Annotated in this window: 22 protein-coding genes; 9 read left to right on the top strand and 13 right to left on the bottom strand. The window is 46.8% G+C overall.

The features are described 5' to 3' along the window. Window positions 1–9 precede the first annotated feature (9 nt). The 3 genes from menH to KNQ02_RS11235 are packed head-to-tail and all read right to left on the bottom strand — an operon-like array spanning window position 10 to window position 3801. Window positions 10–786 carry a 2-succinyl-6-hydroxy-2,4-cyclohexadiene-1-carboxylate synthase gene (gene menH / locus KNQ02_RS11245; protein ID WP_214770003.1) on the bottom strand — a complete coding sequence of 259 codons (777 nt, stop codon included), beginning with the start codon at window positions 784–786 and terminating at the stop codon, window positions 10–12. Further along, on the bottom strand, window positions 783–2432 hold the full coding sequence (menD, locus tag KNQ02_RS11240; RefSeq protein ID WP_214808567.1) for a 2-succinyl-5-enolpyruvyl-6-hydroxy-3-cyclohexene-1-carboxylic-acid synthase: 1650 nt from the start codon (window positions 2430–2432) through the stop codon (window positions 783–785). Before menD ends, menH begins: the two co-directional genes overlap by 4 nt. Then, on the bottom strand, window positions 2422–3801 hold the full coding sequence (locus KNQ02_RS11235) for an isochorismate synthase (RefSeq protein WP_214766632.1): 1380 nt from the start codon (window positions 3799–3801) through the stop codon (window positions 2422–2424). Before KNQ02_RS11235 ends, menD begins: the two co-directional genes overlap by 11 nt. 160 nt (window positions 3802–3961) lie before the next feature. Between KNQ02_RS11235 and KNQ02_RS11230 the strand changes: the two genes are divergently transcribed. The 4 genes from KNQ02_RS11230 to KNQ02_RS11215 all read left to right on the top strand — a co-directional run bounded on the left by KNQ02_RS11230 (window position 3962) and on the right by KNQ02_RS11215 (window position 7422). Further along, window positions 3962–4855 carry a 1,4-dihydroxy-2-naphthoate polyprenyltransferase gene (locus KNQ02_RS11230; protein ID WP_214808564.1) on the top strand — a complete coding sequence of 298 codons (894 nt, stop codon included), beginning with the start codon at window positions 3962–3964 and terminating at the stop codon, window positions 4853–4855. 190 nt (window positions 4856–5045) lie between these two features. Continuing rightward, window positions 5046–5957, top strand: a complete 912-nt coding sequence (locus tag KNQ02_RS11225) for a guanosine-inosine kinase (RefSeq protein WP_029332752.1) — start codon at window positions 5046–5048, stop codon at window positions 5955–5957. Window positions 5958–5998: 41 nt separating this feature from the next. Then, on the top strand, window positions 5999–6424 hold the full coding sequence (locus KNQ02_RS11220) for an NUDIX hydrolase (RefSeq protein ID WP_088836413.1): 426 nt from the start codon (window positions 5999–6001) through the stop codon (window positions 6422–6424). 89 nt (window positions 6425–6513) lie between these two features. Further along, window positions 6514–7422, top strand: coding sequence for a YihY/virulence factor BrkB family protein (locus KNQ02_RS11215; RefSeq protein ID WP_088836414.1), 909 nt, complete (start codon window positions 6514–6516; stop codon window positions 7420–7422). Between the two features lie 63 nt (window positions 7423–7485). Here KNQ02_RS11215 and KNQ02_RS11210 read toward each other — a convergent pair whose 3' ends face one another. Beyond that, window positions 7486–9435 carry a heavy metal translocating P-type ATPase gene (locus KNQ02_RS11210; RefSeq protein WP_214808561.1) on the bottom strand — a complete coding sequence of 650 codons (1950 nt, stop codon included), beginning with the start codon at window positions 9433–9435 and terminating at the stop codon, window positions 7486–7488. 187 nt (window positions 9436–9622) lie between these two features. On the opposite strand from KNQ02_RS11210, the gene KNQ02_RS11205 reads away from it, so the two are divergent. Beyond that, entirely contained in the window at window positions 9623–10552 is a 930-nt protein-coding gene (locus KNQ02_RS11205; RefSeq protein ID WP_088836416.1) for a DMT family transporter, read from the top strand. A 162-nt stretch (window positions 10553–10714) separates the two neighbouring features. After that, entirely contained in the window at window positions 10715–11002 is a 288-nt protein-coding gene (locus KNQ02_RS11200; RefSeq protein WP_029332757.1) for a hypothetical protein, read from the top strand. 122 nt (window positions 11003–11124) lie between these two features. Here the strand turns inward: KNQ02_RS11200 and KNQ02_RS11195 are convergent, their stop codons facing one another. The 3 genes from KNQ02_RS11195 to yfkAB form a co-directional block, all read right to left on the bottom strand. Further along, window positions 11125–12273, bottom strand: coding sequence for an MFS transporter (locus tag KNQ02_RS11195; RefSeq protein ID WP_371816426.1), 1149 nt, complete (start codon window positions 12271–12273; stop codon window positions 11125–11127). Window positions 12274–12355: 82 nt separating this feature from the next. Next, entirely contained in the window at window positions 12356–12538 is a 183-nt protein-coding gene (locus tag KNQ02_RS11190; RefSeq protein ID WP_029332759.1) for a hypothetical protein, read from the bottom strand. A gap of 86 nt (window positions 12539–12624) precedes the next feature. Further along, on the bottom strand, window positions 12625–13737 hold the full coding sequence (gene yfkAB / locus KNQ02_RS11185) for a radical SAM/CxCxxxxC motif protein YfkAB (RefSeq protein WP_214766626.1): 1113 nt from the start codon (window positions 13735–13737) through the stop codon (window positions 12625–12627). Window positions 13738–13824: 87 nt separating this feature from the next. Here yfkAB and KNQ02_RS11180 point away from each other — a divergent pair, with 87 nt between their 5' ends. Further along, complete coding sequence (locus KNQ02_RS11180; RefSeq protein ID WP_029332765.1) at window positions 13825–14031, top strand: SE1561 family protein; 207 nt, start codon at window positions 13825–13827, stop codon at window positions 14029–14031. 43 nt (window positions 14032–14074) lie between these two features. Next, window positions 14075–15460: a 23S rRNA (uracil(1939)-C(5))-methyltransferase RlmD gene (gene rlmD, locus KNQ02_RS11175; protein ID WP_214808555.1), complete on the top strand. Its 1386-nt coding sequence runs from the start codon at window positions 14075–14077 to the stop codon at window positions 15458–15460. Window positions 15461–15490: 30 nt separating this feature from the next. Here rlmD and KNQ02_RS11170 read toward each other — a convergent pair whose 3' ends face one another. The 6 genes from KNQ02_RS11170 to KNQ02_RS11145 form a co-directional block, all read right to left on the bottom strand. Beyond that, window positions 15491–16009 (bottom strand): TVP38/TMEM64 family protein, encoded by a 519-nt coding sequence (locus KNQ02_RS11170; protein WP_251135077.1) that lies wholly within the window; start codon window positions 16007–16009, stop codon window positions 15491–15493. A 125-nt stretch (window positions 16010–16134) separates the two neighbouring features. Further along, complete coding sequence (locus tag KNQ02_RS11165) at window positions 16135–17529, bottom strand: sensor histidine kinase (protein ID WP_088836423.1); 1395 nt, start codon at window positions 17527–17529, stop codon at window positions 16135–16137. Beyond that, window positions 17526–18209 (bottom strand): response regulator transcription factor, encoded by a 684-nt coding sequence (locus KNQ02_RS11160; protein ID WP_029332769.1) that lies wholly within the window; start codon window positions 18207–18209, stop codon window positions 17526–17528. Before KNQ02_RS11160 ends, KNQ02_RS11165 begins: the two co-directional genes overlap by 4 nt. Window positions 18210–18343: 134 nt before the next feature. After that, window positions 18344–18901, bottom strand: coding sequence for a GNAT family N-acetyltransferase (locus KNQ02_RS11155; protein ID WP_029332770.1), 558 nt, complete (start codon window positions 18899–18901; stop codon window positions 18344–18346). Between the two features lie 260 nt (window positions 18902–19161). Continuing rightward, window positions 19162–20304, bottom strand: coding sequence for an amidohydrolase (locus KNQ02_RS11150; protein ID WP_088836424.1), 1143 nt, complete (start codon window positions 20302–20304; stop codon window positions 19162–19164). Between the two features lie 19 nt (window positions 20305–20323). After that, on the bottom strand, window positions 20324–21232 hold the full coding sequence (locus KNQ02_RS11145; RefSeq protein WP_088836425.1) for a TIGR01777 family oxidoreductase: 909 nt from the start codon (window positions 21230–21232) through the stop codon (window positions 20324–20326). Between the two features lie 113 nt (window positions 21233–21345). Between KNQ02_RS11145 and KNQ02_RS11140 the strand changes: the two genes are divergently transcribed. Next, on the top strand, window positions 21346–22164 hold the full coding sequence (locus KNQ02_RS11140; protein WP_214766622.1) for a RecX family transcriptional regulator: 819 nt from the start codon (window positions 21346–21348) through the stop codon (window positions 22162–22164). Window positions 22165–22528: the final 364 nt, after the last annotated feature.

Here is a 22528-nt window from a genome sequence, read left to right as displayed (position 1 = left end):
CCCATTTGCTTAAGTTAAGAGTAGTTTCTCTACTATTGTAACAAACTTTTCCGGTTGGTCGATATGTGGGGCATGCGTTGCATGCGAAATCTGGTGGATTTTTTTTGGATCCGCCGCTTGGTGCGCAATTTTTTTAAATTTTTCATCATGTTCCCCGACAATCCATTCAATGGATACGTCTTGAAGACAGGTCCATAAAGACGGCATGTTCCCTGTTCCTTGCGCGGCGAGTGAAGCGGCTAGCCCCTCTGCTGATTGGGACAAACGCTCCGACCGAATCTGTTGCTGCGCAAATGACGGTAATTGCTGCTGGCTTGCGAATAGCGGTAACGCTTCCCAGTGCCGGACGAATGCTTCGAGTCCGTCTTCAAGCAACATCTGTTGCAAAAGCCGATCTGTTGCACGCCGGGCACGGCGCTCGTGTGCTGTCTTTAGGCCAGGTGTCGTACTGACAGCGATCGTCTTTTGGACTTGCGTTGAACAGGCTGCAAGCATCAAGGCAATCCGTCCACCCATCGAGTAGCCTAACACGGTCCATCGTTCATTTCTTGTCGCAAGTAACGCTTGTAAGTCTTTGGCTTGTTCCGTCAAACGCATCCGCTGATATGCAGCAGGCGGCGTCTTTCCATGACCAAGCAAGTCAATCCGATAGACGGTGTAGGTTTCCTGAAGTCGTGCACTGAGCATCGTCCATGTCCCGCTGCTGCCGGTAAACCCATGCAGTAACAACAATGGAGGACCTTGCCCCTCGATTTCGAGATGGTAGTCATGGTCACGTAACTTCATTGAAAGCACTCCGTGAGCGCATGATTCGTCTGTTCCCAAATCGTACGGTGCTTCAGGACGTTCGTCGCACGATCTGTTCGAATCTCGAGAATTCGTGTGACGGTCGTCGGTTCCGCCAACCGTGTTTTCAGTTCGGAAATCGACGTGACGACTTGATGTTTGACCCCATAACCGGCTGCGATATGACTGAAATCGAGATGCTGGGCTGTTCCGAATAACGGTTCGAAGACCTCGGATTCAAGCTGTTGCTGTTGTGGGAGGAAGTTGAAAATTCCGCCCCCGGTGTTGTTGATGAGCAAGATGGTAATCGGACGAGTCCGTGCCATCATCAAGCCATTGACGTCATGAATAAAGGCGAGGTCACCGACGAGCAAGTAGCGTTCCTGTGCATCGTATGTCGCACCGACTGCGCTCGATAAAATCCCGTCGATTCCATTCGCACCCCGGTTGGCGAGAAGGCGAAGCGGTGTACCTGCAGGCAAAAACGTATCGATGTCGCGAATCGGCATGCTGTTTGAGACGAATAAGCTGCCTGACGACAAGGTGTTTAAGGCACGAACGACGTTATACTCCGTCAGGTCGTCTTGATCGAGCGTCGTAAAGACAGTGCCGACTGTTTCTTCAGCTCTTTGGATCGTCTTGAGATAAGCAGGATCATGCTCAGTCACGGGTATCCTCAGGAGCTGACTCGGATGCCCGGCTAACAGATTCGTATGCAGTTGCGGAGCACGCCAATTTGCCGCATGACCGACGACCGTCGTCGGAATATCATGTGACCAAAGTAAGTAAGGTTTTGATGTCGGCATTGCTCCGAACCGTAAGATGTGGTCGGGTTTAGCTACTGTTTTGACTGTCTCATTTTTTAGCCACGTATCATAGAAGGCAAAAACGGTGTCTGTTTTGTACTGACGTCCTTGACTCAGGGGATCCGCTAATACGGGGATTCGCGAGTGTTTCGCGTAATCCAAAATAATTTTTGTATCGACCGTCGAAAGTTGTGGTCCGATGACAATCAAAAGACGCTTTGTAGATAGAAGAGCTAGGAGCTCGTCAGTCGTCATTTGCTCGGCAAAACGGGGCAGTGTTCCGACAGTTCGCCCAGTCCGCAATGGATCAAGCTCCGGAATCAACGGTTCGCGTAGCGGGACATTGATATGGACCGGTCCGGCCGGTTCGGTCATCGCCAACAGGACGGACCGCGTTGCAACATGAGCGACATACGATAGACTTTGTTCCTCGGGTAAAGGTAAATCGAATGCATGGCGGACTTGTTTTCCGTAAAGACCGACTTGATCGATGACTTGTGGTGCTCCAACCCCACGCAATTCGTGTGGTCGGTCAGCGGTCAAAACAATCAACGGGAGTTCAAAAATGTTTGCTTCCGTGATGGCGGAAAAATAATTCGTCGCAGCTGTCCCGCTCGTACAAATCAAAGCGACGGGACGTGTCTGTTCTTCCGTCCGTGTTAATCCTAAAGCAAAAAAACTAGCCGACCGTTCGTCAACGAGGACGTGGGTACGGCTAGACGGGTGAAGAAATGCAGCAATCGCGAGTGGTGTGGAGCGAGAGCCGGGACTGATTACGAAATCCCGTACCCCGCTAGCGACGAGCGTATCGATTAATGTGTGCATCCACTTAGTCAACATAAACATCATCCTTTTCTAACGTGCACAGATGTGAAAGAGCTTGAAGCATCGGTGAAAGTTTCGTTTCAGTCTCCTCTAATTCGCTCGTTAGTTGTGACCCGTCGACGAGTCCGCAACCGGCATAGAGAATTGCCGACCGTTCAGTGAAAAGACCTGACCGGATGGCAACAATGAATTCACCGTTTTCTTGACCGTCCATCCACCCGACAGGAGAACCGTACCAACCGCGTTCGAATGTTTCAATCTCACGGATGGCTTGAACTGCTTCTAGTTTAGGTTCGCCACCTAAAGCAGGCGTCGGGTGTAATTTTTCGATAATCTGCAGCAACGTCACATCCGGTGACAACGTAGCAGTAATCGGTGTATACAGGTGCTGGATGTGGCGGTTCTTAAGCAACATCGGCTGATCCGGTTTCTCGATTCGAGTCGATAAATCGTGTAACGTACTCGTGATGGAGTCAACGACGATTGAGTGTTCGACACGATTTTTTTTATCTTCGAGCAGCTCGAGACCGAGTGCATCATCTGTTGGTTCGACTTCGTGACGTGGCGCAGAACCAGCGACGGCAGCTGTTTTAATTTGGTTTCCTTCTTTTAAGACGAGTCGTTCTGGTGTAGCTCCGAGGAACGCCTCGTCGACGGTCGGCTGGAAGAAGAAAACATAACTTCCCGGTTGAGACTGCTCGAGTTCGCGGACGAGTCCGGCAAGGTCGACGGCCTGATCCATTTCGTACACGACCTCACGGGCCAACACGATTTTCTTTAACGATGTTTTTAAAAGTTGTGTCGCTTGATGGAAAGACGCTTCAAAAGCCTCATTCCCGTCGCGAGTCATTCGGATCCGAGTCACGAAACGACTTGTTTTTGGTTGGTGTAACTCGGCGTAATCGGAAGCGAGTTGATTGAGTGTTTTTTCAGCGTTTGACTGAGGGTCGACGATCGCGAATAGTGTAACGGTCGTCCGTCCATCCCGTTCTAAGAATAAAAACTTTGGAACTGTCATCGAGGCTTCTCCAAAGGAAGACCAGCGATAATCGGGGTTTTTGAGTTCGCTGAACGAAAAACCGCAAAACGCAAATAAATCATCACCCACATGATCGCGGTTGAGATTCGACCATTTGGATTGAATTCGTAAAAATCGGTCGTGTCCTGACGCTTTTAACTGTTTCGCAATACCGAAACCGATGGCACGCATCGATCGGTCGGGTGTCGTAAAGTAATAGCGTTCTTTTGTTCCGTACGTCAATGAATTGACGTCTTGCGCTTCGATTTCCCATGAATAAGAAGCGATTATAGAGCGCTGGTATGCGTTCGCATGACCAACGGCCTGTTCAATACGTTGTTTAAGCTCTTGTTGAGCGTAAGCCATACCGCTCATTGCCCCCTAGTCTGTAGATACTGTGATACGTTTCACTTAATCTAAGTGTAAACTTTTTGTTGAAAAAAAAGAAGGAATAAGCTATCTTTCATTGAGCATTGACAGCAAAAAACGAAACCCGATACACTTAGACGGGAAAGGGGTTTATTATATGAATAAATCAATCGCCGTATATTGGCGAATGACACGGCCACATACATTAACAGCGAGTTTTGTACCGGTCGTCGTGGGGACGGCTATCGTCGCACCACGTATCGAGTCATTACGACTCGATCTATTTTTTGCGATGTTGAGCGCATCGGTGTTGATTCAAATCGCAACGAACTTATTTAATGAATACTATGACTACAAGCGGGGACTCGACAATGAAGAGTCGGTCGGCATCGGTGGTTCAATCGTCCGGGACGGATTCAAGCCGGGGACGATTCTTGCCTTCGCCTTATCACTCTATGGCATTGCTGCACTGCTTGGGATTTATCTCTGTCTTGAGACAACATGGTGGCTGCTCTTAGTCGGACTTGTTTCGATGTTCGTCGGTTACATCTATACCGGGGGACCGCTCCCGATTGCATACACGCCGTTCGGGGAAATCGTCGCCGGATTCTTCATGGGGTACGTCATCATCGCCATTTCGGCTTATCTCCAGATTGGCTATGTCCCGACGGAAGCGGTCGCGATTTCAGTGCCAGTCGCGATTTTGATTGGATCGATCTTGCTAGCGAATAATATTCGTGATCTCGACAACGATAAAGTGAACGGAAGAAAAACGATTGCTTGCCTCGTCGGTCACCGGGCGGCAGTCTACGTCCTGATCGCCTTTTTTGTTGCTGCCGTCATTTCGTTAATCGTTGCCGTCGTTGCGTTTAACGTTTCCTGGTTCGCGTTACTTGCCTTACTGAGTATTCCATTGATGATCAAGGCCGTGAAGCTGTTTTGGGACGACCTTGAACCACAAGAATTGATGCCGGGAATGGCGCAGACGGGAAAAGTAAATACAATTTTCGGATTGTTGCTTGCGATTAGCTTGACGTTCGCTAACTTCTAAAATAATACCTTTAAAATATCCTACTGCCGTGAATACGGGCAGCAGGGTATTTTTTTGCCATGCACGAGTTACTCGTAAGAGTAGGATTGGTTGTCACAGATTTAAAATTTTACTATAATTGAAGCAATGTGCCTGAAATATTCGAGTGGATACTCGGGAATCATGAATTTTTTTTAGAGGTGGAACTGGAATGAATAAAATCGCGGTAATCGGAAAAGTATTCGTCGACATAAAAGGAACTTCGTTCGCTCCATTGCATAAGGATGCGAAAAACGTTGGAGACATCACGTTTTCAAATGGTGGTACAGGACGGAATGTAGCGCAGAACTTAGCCGTTCTCGGGAATGATGTTCGCTTTATCTCGACGGTTACGAACGACCAAATCGGTGTCGGCGTGTTGGAAGAACTAAAATCATACGGTGCAAATGTGGATCACGTCGAAATGCTTGACGACAACGGAATGGGTATGTGGTTAGCCGTCATGGATAACGAGGGTGACCTCCAGACATCGATTTCAAAGCAACCTGACGCAAAATTATTAGAAGAAGCGATTCTTCGCCAGTCCGTCTACGCCCTAGATGGAGTCGATGCAGTCGCGATCGATTTAGATTTATCCGTGACCGTTTTAGAACGGTTGATTCATCTCTGCCGAAAAATGGAGTTGCCGTTGTTCGGAGTGTGCGGACACCTCAGTGTCATCGAACGGAATCGTCACCTTTTGCAAGGGTTCACAGGATTTATCTGCAGCCGCGAAGAAGCAGAAATCTTATCTGATTTATCAATCGTGACGGTTCAGGATGCGCTTCATGTGGCAAATGAACTGGCGAAAAAAGGGGCACCGTTCACAGTCGTGACGATGAGCGAGCTTGGTGCAGTCTATGTTGATCGCCGCAGTGCGACATCTGGTCACATCGGAACAAAAAAAGTGAAGGTCGTCGATTCGACTGGAGCGGGAGACTCATTCTTCTCAGCTGTTTTGTCGGAGTTAACAGACGCAAAAAAAGCAGAAGACGCCTTAACGCTCGGAATGAAAGTCGCGGCCGAAGTCATCGCTTCTACAGAAAACGGCTTAGTTCCTGAGATGTTAGAGACGATTCGATAAGTAACCGGACTATGTCTAATGTAAATGTGGGGAGGATAGCCATGCCAATACAACGAAGTGCCGTCATCATTTTGAATGAAGCAGATGAGGTTGCCTTGATTCGCCGGGATAAACAAGACGTGACGTATTACGTTTTCCCCGGAGGTGGTCTCGAAGAGGGGGCGACGCTCGAACAAACGGCGATTCGGGAAGCTCATGAGGAATTAGGTGTCGATGTCGAACTCGAAGGGGTAGCAGCAATCGTTCGTTTTAACGATTTAGACAATCCATATTACTGGGCGAAAATCACGGGTGGAGTATTTGGTACAGGGACTGGAGAAGAGTTCGAAGATACATCATCTGGGTATACCCCGCTTTGGGTCAAACGTAGCGAACTAAAACAGTTACCGGTTCGTCCGACTTCTCTCGTCAAGGAATTGTCAGAGATGACAGAACGATTTTATGATATTCGACTAGAAGATATTTGAGGTTTTAGTTGAACTAAACAGGGAAATAAATAGGAAGATGATGAGGTAGTCCTAGACTGCCTCTTTTTAATTAAGGAGAGATGATGAGGATGGCGCATACACGTGACCCAAAAGGGTTAGCACTTAATTTAAAGCAGCGGATGTCTGATCATAACATTACAGACTACGCTGGAACGCTCGCCTATTATTGGTTTTTATCGATTTTCCCAGGTATCATTTTTGTTATTTCAGTATTATCATTTTTCGATATTGACCAGCAAACACTTGAATCGCAACTTCGCGATTTAGCACCGGGTGGATCAGTGAATACATTCACGGATGTCATCTTCCAAGCAATCAAAGAACCTCAAGGTGGTCTGCTCTCGATTGGTGCGATTTTAGCGATTTGGTCAGCATCTAAAGGTGTCGATCGTTTGATTACAACTGCCAATCACGCCTATGGAGATTTTTCTCCACGGAGCTTTGTTGCTTCGCGTGGAATCGCCTTAATCTTGACGGTCGTTCTCGGGATTGGGATGTTATTGCTAATCATCTTAAACGTCCTCGGTGGTCCGATCATTAGTTACTTAGCAGATTTCGTTTTACCGATTGATATGGGGCAAAAAGTTCTCTTGACGGTCCTTCGGTATACAATCTCGACAGTATTACTGATTGTCATCTTATCCATCTTTTATCGTGTTGCACCAAAGCGTCCGATTACGATGAAAGAGGCGATTCCAGGTGCCGTGTTCGGTGTCATCGTTTGGCAATTGCTGTCCGTTGGATTCGGATTTTACGTATCGAACTTCTCGAATTACAACCAGACGTACGGTTCACTCGGGAGTGTCGTCATCGTTCTCTTATGGCTCTACTTCACAGGATTGATTATTTTACTGGGTTCAGAATTAAATGCTTCATGGGAACGTTTCATGAAGAAGGCTGATCCGAAAAAAATGGAAGAAAAACGTCTGAAAGAACAAGCGGATCTCGACTCGATTCCGACGAATACGTTCGGGTGATAAAAAAAAGACTCTAAAAACCGGTTGCTCGGTTTTTAGAGTCTTTTTTAGTGAATCACTGAATTAAGCTGCGACTTTTTTTAAGCTGGCAGTCATCTCTACAGGTGTGGGAGCGTCTTTTTGTAAAAGACGTAAGCCGTTGAGGATGACGAGAATCGTCGATCCTTCATGCCCGACGACAGCGAACGGCATGATGAGAAATTGAGAGAGATTCGAGGCAATCAAGATTAAGATGACGCCGATTGCGAGCGTGATGTTTTGTTTGACGACACGGTTCATTTTCCGTGCCTTATTGACAGCGTAAGCGAGACGACCTAAGTCATTTTTCATCAAGACTACATCAGCAGTCTCTAATGCAGCATCTGTTCCTTCGCCCATCGCGATTCCGACATGAGCAAGGGCAAGCGCAGGAGCATCATTGATTCCGTCACCAACCATAGCGACAGTTTGTCCATCTGCTTGGTATTGTTTGATGTAGTTTACTTTATCTTCAGGTAGACATTCTGCGACAAACGATGTAAGACCGGCTTCTTCTGCAATTGCAGCTGCCGTGACAGGGTTGTCGCCTGTCAGCATGATCGTCGTGATGCCGAGCGAGTTGAGAGAAGTGATGGCTGCTTTTGCTTCAGGACGAATCGTATCACGGAGTGCATAGAGTGCAACGATGGATTCGCCGTTACTGACGTAGACCATTGTATTTCCTTTTTCTTTTAATGTTTGTTCCATCGAGCGAAACGGGTCATTTAAGCCTTCATGGAAACCATATTTCCCAATACGATACGTCACGCCGGAAACCGTCGCTTCAATGCCGTATCCTGTCACGTCTTTAAAAGCAGACGGTTCTTGCGTCTCGATTTGAAGATGATCGACAATCGCTTGAGCGAGCGGGTGATTTGATTGCGCTTCGATCGAGGCGACGGCTTGTTTGAGCAAGAACTGATTAGCATCCTCTGCATAATGACTTTCGGTCACAATCGGTTTACCGGTCGTGAGTGTACCTGTCTTATCAAAGACGATCGTGTTTACTTGACCTAACGTCTCAATATGGGCGCCCCCTTTAAACAGGACACCGTTCCGGGCAGAAGCTGCAATGGCTGATAGGGCAGCTGGTGTGATCGAGGCAACGAGGGCACAAGGTGACGCAACAACGAGTAAAATCATGGCACGATAGATGCTTGTTTCAAAGCTCCAACCGACAAGATAATGTGGGAGAACCATCATCAATGTGACGACGACAAGGACGACCTTGACATAACGACTTTCAAACCGCTCAATGAACTGAGCAGAAGGTGATTGTTCACTTTGCGCATTTTGAACCATATGGATGATTTTTTGGAACAACGATTCATCAGCGGCTTTCGTCATCTCAATCGTCAAGACGCCGTTCATATTGACGGTCGAGTTGTAAACCGTGTCACCGGTCCGTTTTTCGACAGGAATGGATTCACCCGTAATCGAAGCTTCCTCAATCGCGGCTTGACCACGAATGATCGTCCCGTCTACGGGAATTCGTTCACCAGGACGGACATAGACGATATCACCAACCGAGAGATGTTCAATTCCGATGACTTCAAGTTTTCCGTCTGCGTTCAATCGTGTTGCTTCTTCTGGTTGTAGTGACATCAGGCTTTGAAGAGCGCGTTCGTTTTTGTTCATCGTATACGTTTCAAGCGCACCGGATAACGCGAAGATGAAAATTAGGATCGCACCTTCCATCCAGTAGCCGATTGCTGCTGCACCGATTGCTGCTAAAATCATCAACAATTCAACATTCAATGTTTTTTCTTGATACGTTTCTGTCAATCCTTCTTTAGCTTTCGCATAGCCTCCGATCACATAGGCGGATAAGTAAAGTGTGACGTAGACAGTTGCCGGAATTTGTAGTTTTTCGAAAGCGTAAGCAATTAAAATTAATATTCCGCTAAAGAGTGCTAAAATCAATTCGTGATGCTCCTCGATAGCATGACGAATTGCGGAACGCTGATGAGTATCGGTAGTAGTAGAGGTAGTCATAAAAAAGCTCCTTCCAAATTATAAATGAGAAATGAAATCATTATATTAAAACAATGAGAATGTTTATTACCAACGTTTTTAAGTCAATGATAATGAGTTTCATTGTCGCTAGATTATAATTATTATTATCTGTAAAGTTACTATACCATGCCTCAGTGAAAAGAAACAGGGAAGGAAACTGAAAAAAATGAAAAAAATCTTAACCCATCCGGTCGGGATGGTTGTTTTTGCATTGTTTACGACACTTTTATGGGGGAGCGCCTTTCCGTTCATTAAAAAGAGTTATGAACTTTTAGCAATCACATCTTCAGAATATGGAGAGCAGTTATTGTTTGCGAGCTATCGCTTTTTTCTGGCAGGAGTTTTATTGCTCATCGTCAGCGTCCTGATTTTTAAACAGCCGATTACTTTGAAAAAGAGAGCGTATGCCTATAGTCGTCTTGGATTCTTTTTGACCTTTTTACAATATGTCTTCTTCTACATCGGGTTGTCATTATCGACAGGTGTCCAAGGCTCAATCATTGCCGGTTCAACATCGTTCTTTCAGATGTTACTTGCACACTTTCGTTATGAAGACGACCGCTTGAATCGTTTTAAAGGACTAGCGTTGTTCTTAGGGTTCACGGGTGTCATTTTAGCAAACTGGCCACAAGGGGCGGCGGGTGTCACGTTCGGTGTCGGTGAGATTTTGTTGATTTGTGCAATGATCTCAGGGGCATTTGCTAACTTGATTGCGAAAGAGTATTCGGCTGTTTATCCGGTCGCACCGATGACGGGCTGGGCAATGGTGATTGGTTCGATCGGCCTGTTCATCGCAGGTGCGGTGCTGAATGGTCAATGGTTCCCGTTCCACTTCACACAAACGACGGCCTGGATGTTGCTTTACCTCGCCTTTTTATCAGCGACGGGCTTTACACTTTGGAATTTACTGATGAAGTACAATCCTGTTAGTCGTGTTTCATTATTCATGTTTTTCGTTCCGATTTACGGTGTCAGTCTGTCGGCCCTGATTCTCGGTGAGACGATTCCGCCGCAAGCGCTCCTTGGATTGCTTTTTGTTGTATCAGGGATTCTTGTCTCGACGTATCTTCCAGTCTGGTTTCAAAAGCGCAGTTGACGAAGAATCTGAATCGTGTGAAAATAGTCTCAATTAAAGTTTCATTCTTAATCGTTCGTTGCTGAAGCCGACTTGTTCGGCTTTTTCTGTACGGTCATAAAACACCGATTCGGCCTTGCCAAAAAGGCTAGTATGACTAGAAAACGAGAGGAGATGAGAAAAGTGGAACGTAATGAGATCGTTCGAAAGATCATGGCAAATCGCCGTCCCCGGGATGAGTTCGCTCGGTTCGTCGTAACGTGCGTCAGCCAGCAACTCAAGGAAACCCATGGCGAGGTCGATGTGGAAATTATTGAGGCGGAAAAGGGGTACGATTCAGTTTGGTCGATCAATGGTCGAGAGGTCATCGTGTTATTGGAGACGGAAGAGTTGAAGCAAGCAAAAAATCAACCGTACGCAATCGATGAAAAGCTCTGGCAACGTTTTCGACAAGTCGGAATCGTCAAGTGATACCGTCTCGTGAATAGGAGTCATCGAATTACGATGGACTGAATGAAAAATAAACGCTAAACAATAAAGGGAGTGTCGCATCGAGCGGCAATCCCTTCTTACTGTACATGAAAGAACGGGTCTCATTTAATTTGTATCGGCTTAGCTGTCGAGCGAAATAATAAATAAGCCAGTGTAAAGAGGACGCCGACAAATAAACTAAAGTAAAAAGCAGGAGGAAGTAAGACAAACACACTGCCTGCAATCGGTCCAAGAATCGACCCGAGACTAAAGGAAATACCAGCTAGGAGGTTGCCGGTCGGTAATAAGTGACTCGGTAATTGTTCGGTCATGTAAGCGACCCCTAATGAATACGTCGAGCCGAGTGCCATGCCGCTAAAGGCGAAGATGGCAAACAAGGCACCGTAACTTTCAAAGAGGAAACAAGCCGCGAGAAACGCGCTTGCCCCGATGCAGAGTACAGTAATTAAGGTACGCCGTTTTCCGAAGTGGTCAGCTAGCCGTCCGAGCGGGAGTTGCATGATGAGCGAACTGACGACGAATGTCGTGATTAATGCACTCGTTTCGGACAAGGCATACCCGTTACGTGTCGCGAAAACGGGGAAACTTGCATTCAATGTCGCTTCCAAAAATCCGTATGTGAAGCCAGGCAGTAACGTAAACCAGGCACTCGCGAGGACGAGACGATAGCGGGAGGCTGCACTTTGTAATTCTTCCGGCATGATGTCGGTTGGTTTTTCATTCGGCAAGCGACGTAACAATACGAGGACGATGACGGTCAACATCCCGGTTAAGACGAACGGAAGCCAGTCAATTAAATCGACAAGTGGAGCGGCAAGAGGACCGAGTGCGAAGCCAAGCCCGAATGCCATGCCGTAAAGCGACATCGTCCGTCCTAACTTTTCATTGGGGGTAATCGATGTCACCCAGACTTGCGAACCGTAATGTAACGTTTGATCACCGAACCCGACGATGAAGCGTAATACCATCCAGGCGAGGACGCTTGGTAACAACGGAAAGGCGAACACAGCGACGGCGACTAACGATAGACCGAAAGAGATGACGGGGACATAGCCATGACGTCGTAAAGGTTTTTCCATCAATGGAGCAGCGACGATAACACCGATATAAAGGACGGCAGCACTCAGACCATTTATGTAAGCAGGTGTTCCTTGACGCTCGAGTAAAATAGACAACAAAGGAATCAATAATCCTTGCGTAAAGCCGGAGATAAAGACAATCGATAAAATCAGGGCGAAGCGACGAGACACGACAAAACAACTGCCTTTCATTTTTTTGAATTAAGCATAACACGCCCCGCCTGCACGATTGTACAGCGGGGCGCTTGTGTTCCTATTTTTCAGTCTGTTCAAAACGTGTTGGGCGTGGCATATGCAGAAGGTGTTCGTCCCAATCCGTCTGATCGAACACTTCATCATGTTCGATGCTGTGGGAAGAACGAATTCCAATCATCATGATTCCGAGTACCATACTGAACATCCCGATGATGGTGACAATCCCGACGAGCCATTCCATTTTGAAAACTCCCTTCAGCGAAAGAACGTGTGTCAACTTTGTGACAATCTTTTCCCCGTTTGGAAGCAGGTAAAACCTGTCGGCTGTTATAAGCGACTTGATTGCTTGAGGAAGTCGACATCTGGATAGTAGGCATTCTTGACGAGCGCATTCGGTCCGAGGCACTTAACGGCCGGGCAATGACACGATAGACTTTTATTTAGTTCAGTTTGTTGCCATTCAGCATAGGCGTCGTTGAAAGAGGTATCATGAATCGTTCCGAGAGAAGCGAGTTCATCACCAAAGTCCGTGACGATGATCTCACCATCAAAAATATTGACGTTTAGGCGTGAGCGTCCATCCGGATCGTTTCGGACAGATACATTCGTTTCTTGACGCAGACGGCGATGAAGAGCTAAATCTTTTTCCTCCATCGAACAGGCATAGAACGGGAGTGTTCCGAAGAGCATCCAGACGTTCGGGTCACGGACGTCAAGCAAACGATGGATCCCGTCGCGAATTTCATCAAGACTGGCAGCTTCAATCATTGAAGCGAAATCTGCTGGATACATCGGGTGCACTTCATGACGGACGCAACCCATATCCACGATTTCTTGATGAATCGCTTCGAGGTGCGGGAGTGTCCGTTTATTAATCATTGTTTCGGCGGAGACAAGAACGCCACGGGCATTTAAAATCCGTGCATTCTCCTTCATTCGTTCGAATAACTTCGTCCGCGCTTCACGTGACGGTTTCCGTTCCATCATCGCAAAACCACCATCGATGAAATCGTCCGCCGTTCCCCAGTTATGGGATATGTGTAAAACGTCGAGATAGGGGATGATTAATTCGTACCGTGAGAGTGGAAGTGTTAAATTTGAATTAATTTGGGTTTTAGCGCCGCGTTCGTGGGCATACTTAAGTAAAGGGACAACATATTCCTTGACCGATTTCGTCGATAGCATCGGTTCGCCCCCTGTAATCGAAAAGGCCCGGAGATGTTTGATTTCATCGAGACGTTTGATTAATAGTTCGACGGGGATTTCTGGGTTCTCGCTACTCGCTAACATATAGCCGACGGCACAATGTTCACACCGCATGTTGCAGAGTTTTGTTGTCGTCACTTCGATGTTCGTCAGCATGGCCTGACCATACTGTTCGATATCGCGATAGGCTTCCCACGGATCATTTTCGATCGTGATCGTTGATTGTTGTAACATAGTTATATTCCTCCTTCATAAATGCTCCACTTCGTATCGTATGCTAAAATAACGACGGAATCTATAAGAAGAAAGGAAGTCTGAATAATGGGAAAAGCAAGAACTGATAAACTTGGCCAGATGAATGTGCTAAAATCAAGAATGCAGCTTCTATGCCACACGATCGATTCACTGGATGAAACATCAGATATCGAGGATTTAGAACGACTCGCAGTTTCCTTGGACCAGTTAAAAGCCAAGGTACTTCGTTATGCAAAAGATATGAAGGAACATGAGGGATCAGAAAGCGGTTAATCGAAACCGCTTTTTCATTTGTATCATGGAAAGGATGAAGAGAATGGCAACGAAAATTAAACTAAATGTCGGAGAAATCCGCTCCGTCACGTGTCTACGGATGGGAATCAATGGCGAGGGGATTGCGACACTCGAACGACAAATCGTGTTCATTCCGGGGTTACTCGTCGGAGAAACAGCACAGATTGAAATCACGGAAGTCCACGACAATTTCGCAAATGCAAAACTAGTCAAACGTGATGATCGCTCGCCGGATCGTGTCACACCACTCTGCCCGATTTACAGTCAATGCGGCGGATGCCAGCTTCAACATATGAGCTATGCAGGACAACTCCGTTACAAAGAAGAGATGTTACGAAATGCATTCTCGAAATCAACGAAGTTGAACATCGAAAAGGCAGATATCCGTTCAACAATCGGTACAAAAGAATGGGAATACCGGAATAAATCGCAATTTGCGGTCGGAAAAGAAGGCAATCAAATCGTCAGTGGTTTGTATTCAGCGAATTCAAACCGTCTTGTCGCGATTGATGATTGCATCGTACAAAATAAAGAAACGTTACGCGTCAACAATGCCGTGACGAAGTTATTAAATGATTACAATGTACCGGTCTACAATTCTGCGAAACAAGATGGTGTCATTCGTAACATCGTCGTCCGGACAGGAATCAAAACAGGTGAGATTCAAGTCGTCCTCGTCGCGTTTAAAGATGGATTTAAAGATCTCGAAGCACTATCACGTGATATTCACAATATTCCGGGTGTCATCTCGGTCGCGCTAAACATCAATGACAAACTGACGTCACGTGTCTTCGGAGAAGAAACAGAAGTTCTTCGTGGTGTTGAAAAGATTGAAGAGCAGATGGGTGAATTCACGTATCAACTTTCGCCACGTGCCTTCTTCCAGTTAAATCCGGAACAAGCAGAACGGATGTATGAAGAAGTCGTTCGGGCAGCGGCGCTGACGGGTGAAGAGCGTGTCGTCGATGCGTATGCTGGAGTAGGATCGATTGGTCTTTGGCTTGCAAAAGGAGCAAAAGAAGTCCGCGGTATGGAAATCATTGAAGAAGCGGTTGAAGATGCGAATGCACACATGAAGCAATATGGTTTCAATCACGCCCATTACGTCGTCGGGAAAGCAGAAGCTTGGATTCCGCGTTGGGTCAAAGAAGGTTGGGTCCCGGATGTCTTCATCGTCGATCCACCACGGTCGGGTTGTGATACACAACTATTGAATGCGATGATTTCGTCAAAAGCTAAAAAAATCGTCTACGTTTCGTGTAATCCACAGTCGCTTGCCCGCGATTGTGATCACTTGATGAAGGCTGATTATAAAGTGAGTTACATTCAACCGTACGATATGTTCCCGCAAACGGCACATGTCGAAGCAATCGTCGTCCTCGAGAAAAAGAAAAAGAAAAAGTTCTAATACGTACGAACGCCGCCTTCTTGAAGTAAATCAAGAAGACGGCGTTTTTTGTTTGGATTGATACTGTTTGTAGACGTGGTGAGCCGCATACAGAACGATGACGACACCGACGACAATCCACTGGATTACCGCATCGCTTCCGATGAACCAGCTGACGCTCGCGACCTCGATAAATAGAGCAGGAATCTTTCCAAGAGTACTTGCGATGAAAAAAACGAGCGGAGAGACACGACTAGCCGCACTCAGTAACGTGACGAGGCCAGACGGAATGAACGGCAAGACGCGTAGTAAAACGATCAGCCAAAACGCATCACGTCCGTTCGTTTCAGCGAGCCGGTCGGTCCACTTTTGAACGCGGACCGAGTCAATCTTTGGTGTAAGACGACGGACACCGAACCGGTACAAGTAAAAAGCGATGAGTGCACCAAAGGCCTCACCTAGGAAGGATAACAAAAACCCTTCCCAGTAACCGAAGTAAAGCACGTTTGCAGCGGTGACGAAAGCACTCGGTAAGAAACCAAAAATACTGACGATGAAGCTGACGAGCAAGCTGATCAGAACCGCGAAATGGTCCGCACCCTGAAGTAAATCAATTAATCTCGTTTCGATGAAGAAACACTCCTTTTAAGCAAACACTTCTGAAAAACAATCGTGAAAACGGATGACTTTTTTTGTTATGCAAATCCATCGTCTTCATCCGGTAAGAGGGGAAGCGTGATTGTGACGGTCGTTCCTTGTCCGATTGATGACGTAAAGGCAAGCGTTCCATCGTGGCGATCGATGATGTGCTTCGTGATCGCGAGGCCAAGACCGGTCCCGCCATCTTTACGTGTCCGCGATTTGTCGACACGATAAAAACGTTTCGTCAAACGCTCTAAATGTTCAGGGGGAATTCCTTCTCCTTCATCACGGATCGTACAGATGGTCAAATTGCCATCCGTTTTCGTCGTCAAGTAAATCGAACGGTCAGACGGTGTGTACCGAAGGGCATTGTCAATCAGGTTTCCGATGACTTGTTCCAACCGGTCATTGTCACCGAGGACGATTTGACTCGGATCAAAGTCTGTCACGAGTTGAATGCCTTTTGCTTGCGCGATCGGTGCCATCCGGTAGACGACATCTTCGAGAACCTGGCTGAAAACGAGCGGTTGTTTCGTCATTGGATACGAGTCCCGTTCAAGTTGCGCGAGGTCGAGTAAATCGTTGACGAGACGCTGCAGACGTTCCGTCTCCCGTTCGATGATTTGGTAATACTGATCGCGTGTCTTCGTGTCTAAATGTTCATCTTGCATCATTTCCGTATAACCACGGATATAGGACAAGGGTGTCCGGAGTTCGTGGCTGACATTCGCGAGGAACTCTTTTCGCTGTTCGTCGACTTCGCCAAGTGATTCTGCCATTTTGTTCAATGTTTCGGCAAGCTCCCCGATTTCATCATCCGATTGAATCGGAATCCGGTAATCAAAATCACCTTGGGCATAGACCGTCGAGGCCCGTTTCATGTCAATCAATGGACGAATGATCGTATCGATGATTTGTCGACCGAAGATGACGAGGTTGAGGACGATTAAGCCGATCATGAAGAAAATCATCAGCCGCAGAGGGCGGAACGGTTCACTGATCTGTCCCAGTTCAAGGTAGAGGATCAACGTCCCGACTAACCGGTTGTTTTCGATGATTGGAAATCCCGTCATCAAAATATCAGTGCCTTCAATCGGATGGGTCCGGCTCGAGACGACCGTTTGGCCGTTTCGGAGCTGTTCGATATCTTCGTTCGTCAGGAAACGCAGTCCGCCCGGATTCTTTTGTAAGAAATCGATGAAAAAGACTTTTGATTCCGTCAGCTCGTTCGTATAGGTCATTCCGTCATAAAAAGCACCGGACAGGCCTTCCGATTCATAGATGTTAATCAATTTTTCACCGCGGTTCAGCAAGATGTCTTCTTGTGTCTGGAGATAAAACCGGTCGTACAGATAAAACGTGAGTAACAGGAAGAGAATCGCCGAAAAGACGCTCGTGAACCAAATTGTGATCCAAATCCGCTTTCGGATCGTGTAGCGTTTAATCATACTTCCTCGAATTTATAGCCGATGCCCCAGACCGTTTGAATGGCGCCCCCAGCTTCTCCGAGTTTCAGGCGAAGTGTTTTGATATGCGTATCGACCGTCCGTAAGTTTCCGATATAATCGGCTCCCCAAATCTGGTCGAGCAGTTGTTCGCGAGAAAAAACTTTGTCGTTATGTTGGACGAACAAGTGCAACAAGTCGAATTCTTTTCGTGTCAGGCTGACTGGTTTACCGCTGACGTGGACGCTTCGGCTTTCTGTATCGAGTTCGAGTTTGCCGATCGATAACGACGCCGATTGATCGACAGCGAAACGGTGCGACCGGCGGAGCGTCGCTTCGATTCGCGCAAGGAGTTCCCGTGGACTAAAAGGTTTCGTGATGTAGTCATCGGCACCGATTTTTAAACCATGAATCCGGTCGAGTTCGTCCGAACGTGCCGTCAACATGATGATCGGGACATTTGAAAATTCGCGAATCCGCATGCATGCCGTCAGTCCATCCATTTCAGGCATCATCACATCAAGTAAAATGAGATGGAAGGTATCCTGTTGAATTTTATCGATTGCTTCTTGTCCATTCGTCGCAGTTGTCGTGACGTAAGCTTCTTTTTCAAGGTTTGATACGAGTAAATCGCGCATCTGTGCTTCATCATCGACGACGAGTATTTTAAACTGTTCTGCCATTCAAATCGCTCCTCATTCATCCGGGAAACGGGATTTGAACCCAGTTGACCGGTGAGTTTTTTTTAATCATACCATTTGAGCGTTTCACGCCGCATCAAAAGTACGACAAAAAAAGCACGAGTGGGCGATGCCACTCATGCTTCGAGTTGTTGTTCGTAGACCGTTTCGAGCTCACGACCATGAATATACATGTGGAAACTCGACTTTGATACTTCATACAGCGTGAACTGGGTCTCGCCTGTATTCAATTGTTCGAGTAACGTTGGACGGAGTTCATCCGCACAAAAGGCATAAGGCAATTTTTCAGCTGCTTTTTGTGAACGGATATTCGTCTGGCGTATCTTCATAAAGACACTCTCGAAACCGAGTTCGAAAAACAGCTCGGAAAAGAATGCTTCTTTTGCAAGGTTGTTATAGCCTTTTCCATGATACGGTTTACCTAACCATGTACCGAGAAAACCATAATGTCCTTCGATATCGAGTAAACTGATTGTACCGATTGGTTGATCGAATTCATCCAGGATTGTACGTGAGACAAGTTCACCACGTTCTTCCTCTTCGATTGCCTGCTTTGTAGTAAACAGAAATTCATCAAAGTACCGTGTTTTTTGGCGGACGTACGGATATACGTCTTGATGCTGCATCAGTTCGAACAAATCAGCGCAGTCGCTCAGCTCCCGTTGCTTGAGCATACTTCCATTCCTCCTTCTTAAGACCGCTAGAATGATTGTCGAAAGCTACCTGTCTGACTCGTTTGAACCGCGCATGGTATGCCTTCTTCAGTTGTCGGATAAGATAATATTACCTTCTTTTTTTAAAAATGCAAGTAAATAATTTTTGTGAAAAAACATACAAAAACAAGACAAATTTTGCAAATGAAAATGACTGTTTTTCACAAAGAAAAAAGCCTTTGATTTTCAACGTTTTAGCGTTAAAATCAAAGGCTGATTTTTTAAGACATCGAGGTTAAATGCGTGTGTTCAAAAATGACGTTTCCGTCAATCATCGTCATGAGCGGTTTTGCTAAATAATCAAGTGGGAAATGGCTCCATAACACTAAGTCAGCATCTTTTCCGACTTCAATCGATCCGACATGATCCGATACGCCAAGCGAACGAGCTGGATTGATCGTGATGGCGCGGAGGGCAATGTCGACGGGTAAGCCTTCACGAGCGGCGAGTCCTGCGCACAAGTTCAAGTACTGAACAGGCGTGTACGGATGATCGGTCGTGATCGAGACTTCGAGACCATGTTCGTGGAGAACGCGATACGTCTCCCATGTCTTATTTTTAAGCTCGATTTTTGATTTGCGGGTGAAGGTCGGTCCGACGGTGACGTGTTCAATCGGCAATTGTTGTAATTCTTTTGCGACGAGATGACCTTCCGTGCAGTGTTCGATCCGGACATCGAGATTAAATTCTTCAGCGAAGCGGATGGCAGACAGGATATCATCCGCCCGGTGTGCATGGACGCGAAGTGGCATCTCTTTATTCAGGACGCGTTCAATCATTCGGTGAGCGAACGTATCTGCCGTCCGTTGCATCTTCACTTCGAGGAACGCTTCACGGAGCATGCCCATGATGCCCATCCGCGTCAATTCTCCTGCACGTCCGGCACTGTGGACACGTTTCGGGTTTTCACCAAGCGCAATCTTCAGACCGGCATATTTCCGTAAAATCATATCGTCGATAAAGCGTCCGTGCGTTTTGATGACACTCGTCACACCACCGATGATGTTCATGCTGCCCGGCATGACTTGGACGGTCGTGACACCATGTTCAATCGCTTCCTTGAATCCTTCGTCCAGCGGATAGACGCCGTCAATCGCACGCAGGTGCGGTGTCATTGCGAAAATCGTTTCGTTGGCGTCATTTCCGACCGTTCCCGTTCCTTCGTCATAAAGTCCGAGATGGGTATGGGCGTCGATGAAGCCCGGCAATAAAAAGCGTCCTTCGGCTTCGATGACACGTTCGTTGTCTTGAACGTCAAGTAACTCGTGGATTTCGTGGATTTTGCCATCCTTGATGCGAATATCACCATAAAAACTATCTGCTGTGATCGGGAAAATGTGTGCATTGCGTATTAATACGTTCAACGTTTCGTCAGCCCCTGTATTAGTTTGTCTGCTCTAAGTTGCTTAGTGCATCCTTTAATTCAGCATACCGAAACTTGAACCCATTTTCGAGTGCTTTTTTCGGAATGACGCGTGCTCCTTCGAGGACGATGACGCTTTTTTCACCGAGTGCGAGTTCGAGAGCAAAGCGCGGAGCCGGTAACCAGTGGGGGCGCTGTAACGTTTTTCCGATTGTTTTTCCGAACTGACGCATCGTTTCCGGATGCGGTGCCGTAATGTTAAGCGGACCAGTGAGTTGATTTGTTTTAAGGGCAAAGATGAATAATTCAACGAGGTCGTCGATATGAACCCAAGAGACCCATTGCTTTCCGTCGCCCATCGTCCCGCCGCCGAAAAGCTTGTAGGGGAGGCGCATCAATGGATAGGCTCCGCCTTCTTTACTAAGGACGACACCGATCCGCGGATGGACGAGCCGAATCCCGAGGTCAGCGATTGGTTGGGCTAACGCTTCCCACTTGACGCAGACTTGACTGAGGAAGTCACTTGTCGGCGGGAGTGGCTGTTCCTCCGTGAATGTCTGGTGCCGGTCCTGTCCATAGATGCCGACAGCGGAAGCGGAGAGGACGACAGCCGGTTTCGTTGTTAATGCCTGGTTGATGCGGACTAACTCTTTCGTCGAATCGATCCGGCTTTGCAGAATCGTTTGTTTCCGTTCTTCCGTCCAGCGACCATCATTGATGGAAGCGCCAGCCAGGTGGATAAAGGCATCGATACCTTCAAGCTGCTGTTCTGGAGCGGCGGACGACGTCAACCACTCAACGTAAGTAGTGTGTTCTGTGTTGTCTTGTACGGACCGGGTCAAAATATAGACATGATGCCCCTCCGCAATCAATCGTTTCGAGAGCGCCTGCCCAATCATTCCTGTCCCACCTGTAATCGCAATCTTCATCTGTATCATCCCTTTCAACAATCTTGTACATATGTTCCCGTTTGTCAGTTTCACTCAAACATGAGGAAGCATGTTATCGTTAAGTATTCAGTTTCATATAGGAGGATACCCCCTTGAAGATTAAACGGATTTCAACCCAAAAGAAAAATAATGAACGGTTTAATATCTATATCGAACGGGACGGAAAAGAAGAGTATGCGTTTGCCGTCGATGTTGACATCTTAATTAAATATAACCTTGAGCGTGATAAGGAAATCGATGACGACTTCGTCAAGGAAGTGTTGACGGCGGAAGAAGAACAAAAAGCTTACCGGTTGTCGTTGAACCATTTGTCTTACCGGATGCGGGCGACGAGCGAAGTCGAAACGCATTTGATCGAAAAGGAAACGCCGGAACACGCAATCAAACATGCGATTCAGCGCCTGACGGAACAAAAGTATATCGATGACCAGCAGTTTGCCCTTGCCTATACGGCGACGAAAAAAGCGACGACTCCCCAAGGTCCGGGACGAATCCGGCGTGATTTAGCAGCATTGAAGGTAAAAAAAGAGTTTATCGATGAAGCGTTACGACAGTTTACGGAAGAAGAAGAGCTTGAGAAGGTCGTCAAGTTCTTGCGCCAAAAACAAAAGGAATTAGCGCGGCGTTCGGTCCGGGAATTGAAACAGAAACTGCAACAAACTCTGATGCAACGTGGTTTTTCGTCAGAAGTGACGCAACAAGGGTTTCAAATCGTCTTTGAGGAAGTCGAAGTCGACGCGGAAGAAGAGGCGGCGCTCTATCAAGCGCGTAAATATTATCCGAAATATCATAAACTGGAGCCATTTGCCCGAGAACAAAAAACGAAACAAGCACTCGTTCGAAAAGGGTTCCCATATGCAATCGTGGCAACAGTCATCGAACAGGTCAAGCAAGAAGAAGAAGGAATCTAACAAGCGTCTTTCCTTTTGAAAAAATTGAAAACTCATTCTCCTAAATAGCAAGATGGAAAATTGACAATTGTCCGACAATTGTGCTATTCTACGCTCAGATTAAGAAAAGGAGGAACCGTCACATGAAAAAGCAACTTGTTATCGCATCTACTATTGGACAGTTGAATATGGCGGAGACTCTCGAACTCGTATAAACACTCATTTTAGTGTGCGATTGACAGGGAATCCGTTCCCCGAGCGCGCAGACCATATTTTTGATTCATATCGTCTTTTCAAGGCATATTGATTCTCGGACTGCTTCCGGAAATCAGTATGCCTTTTTTGTGCGTTCGGAAAAAAGGAACACCATAACATGACACAAAGG

Origin of the sequence: Exiguobacterium sp. s102 (assembly GCF_018618635.1) — a bacterium.
Lineage (GTDB): Bacteria > Bacillota > Bacilli > Exiguobacteriales > Exiguobacteriaceae > Exiguobacterium_A > Exiguobacterium_A oxidotolerans.
The sequence above is the reverse complement of the archived record's forward strand: the minus strand, read 5'-3'. Positions and strand labels throughout refer to the sequence as shown.

Bases quoted from the DNA above. Each gene is read 5' to 3' on its own strand.
- KNQ02_RS11225 (WP_029332752.1), top strand. From the start codon at position 5,046: ATGAATAAAATCGCGGTAATCGGAAAAGTATTCGTCGACATAAAAGGA.
- KNQ02_RS11230 (WP_214808564.1), top strand. From the start codon at position 3,962: ATGAATAAATCAATCGCCGTATATTGGCGAATGACACGGCCACATACA.
- menD (WP_214808567.1), bottom strand. From the start codon at position 2,432: ATGTTGACTAAGTGGATGCACACATTAATCGATACGCTCGTCGCTAGC.
- KNQ02_RS11235 (WP_214766632.1), bottom strand. From the start codon at position 3,801: ATGGCTTACGCTCAACAAGAGCTTAAACAACGTATTGAACAGGCCGTT.
- KNQ02_RS11145 (WP_088836425.1), bottom strand. From the start codon at position 21,232: ATGAAGATTGCGATTACAGGTGGGACAGGAATGATTGGGCAGGCGCTC.
- menH (WP_214770003.1), bottom strand. From the start codon at position 786: ATGAAGTTACGTGACCATGACTACCATCTCGAAATCGAGGGGCAAGGT.
- yfkAB (WP_214766626.1), bottom strand. From the start codon at position 13,737: ATGTTACAACAATCAACGATCACGATCGAAAATGATCCGTGGGAAGCC.
- KNQ02_RS11205 (WP_088836416.1), top strand. From the start codon at position 9,623: ATGAAAAAAATCTTAACCCATCCGGTCGGGATGGTTGTTTTTGCATTG.
- KNQ02_RS11190 (WP_029332759.1), bottom strand. From the start codon at position 12,538: ATGGAATGGCTCGTCGGGATTGTCACCATCATCGGGATGTTCAGTATG.
- KNQ02_RS11215 (WP_088836414.1), top strand. From the start codon at position 6,514: ATGGCGCATACACGTGACCCAAAAGGGTTAGCACTTAATTTAAAGCAG.
- KNQ02_RS11210 (WP_214808561.1), bottom strand. From the start codon at position 9,435: ATGACTACCTCTACTACTACCGATACTCATCAGCGTTCCGCAATTCGT.
- KNQ02_RS11180 (WP_029332765.1), top strand. From the start codon at position 13,825: ATGGGAAAAGCAAGAACTGATAAACTTGGCCAGATGAATGTGCTAAAA.
- rlmD (WP_214808555.1), top strand. From the start codon at position 14,075: ATGGCAACGAAAATTAAACTAAATGTCGGAGAAATCCGCTCCGTCACG.
- KNQ02_RS11160 (WP_029332769.1), bottom strand. From the start codon at position 18,209: ATGGCAGAACAGTTTAAAATACTCGTCGTCGATGATGAAGCACAGATG.
- KNQ02_RS11165 (WP_088836423.1), bottom strand. From the start codon at position 17,529: ATGATTAAACGCTACACGATCCGAAAGCGGATTTGGATCACAATTTGG.
- KNQ02_RS11155 (WP_029332770.1), bottom strand. From the start codon at position 18,901: ATGCTCAAGCAACGGGAGCTGAGCGACTGCGCTGATTTGTTCGAACTG.
- KNQ02_RS11220 (WP_088836413.1), top strand. From the start codon at position 5,999: ATGCCAATACAACGAAGTGCCGTCATCATTTTGAATGAAGCAGATGAG.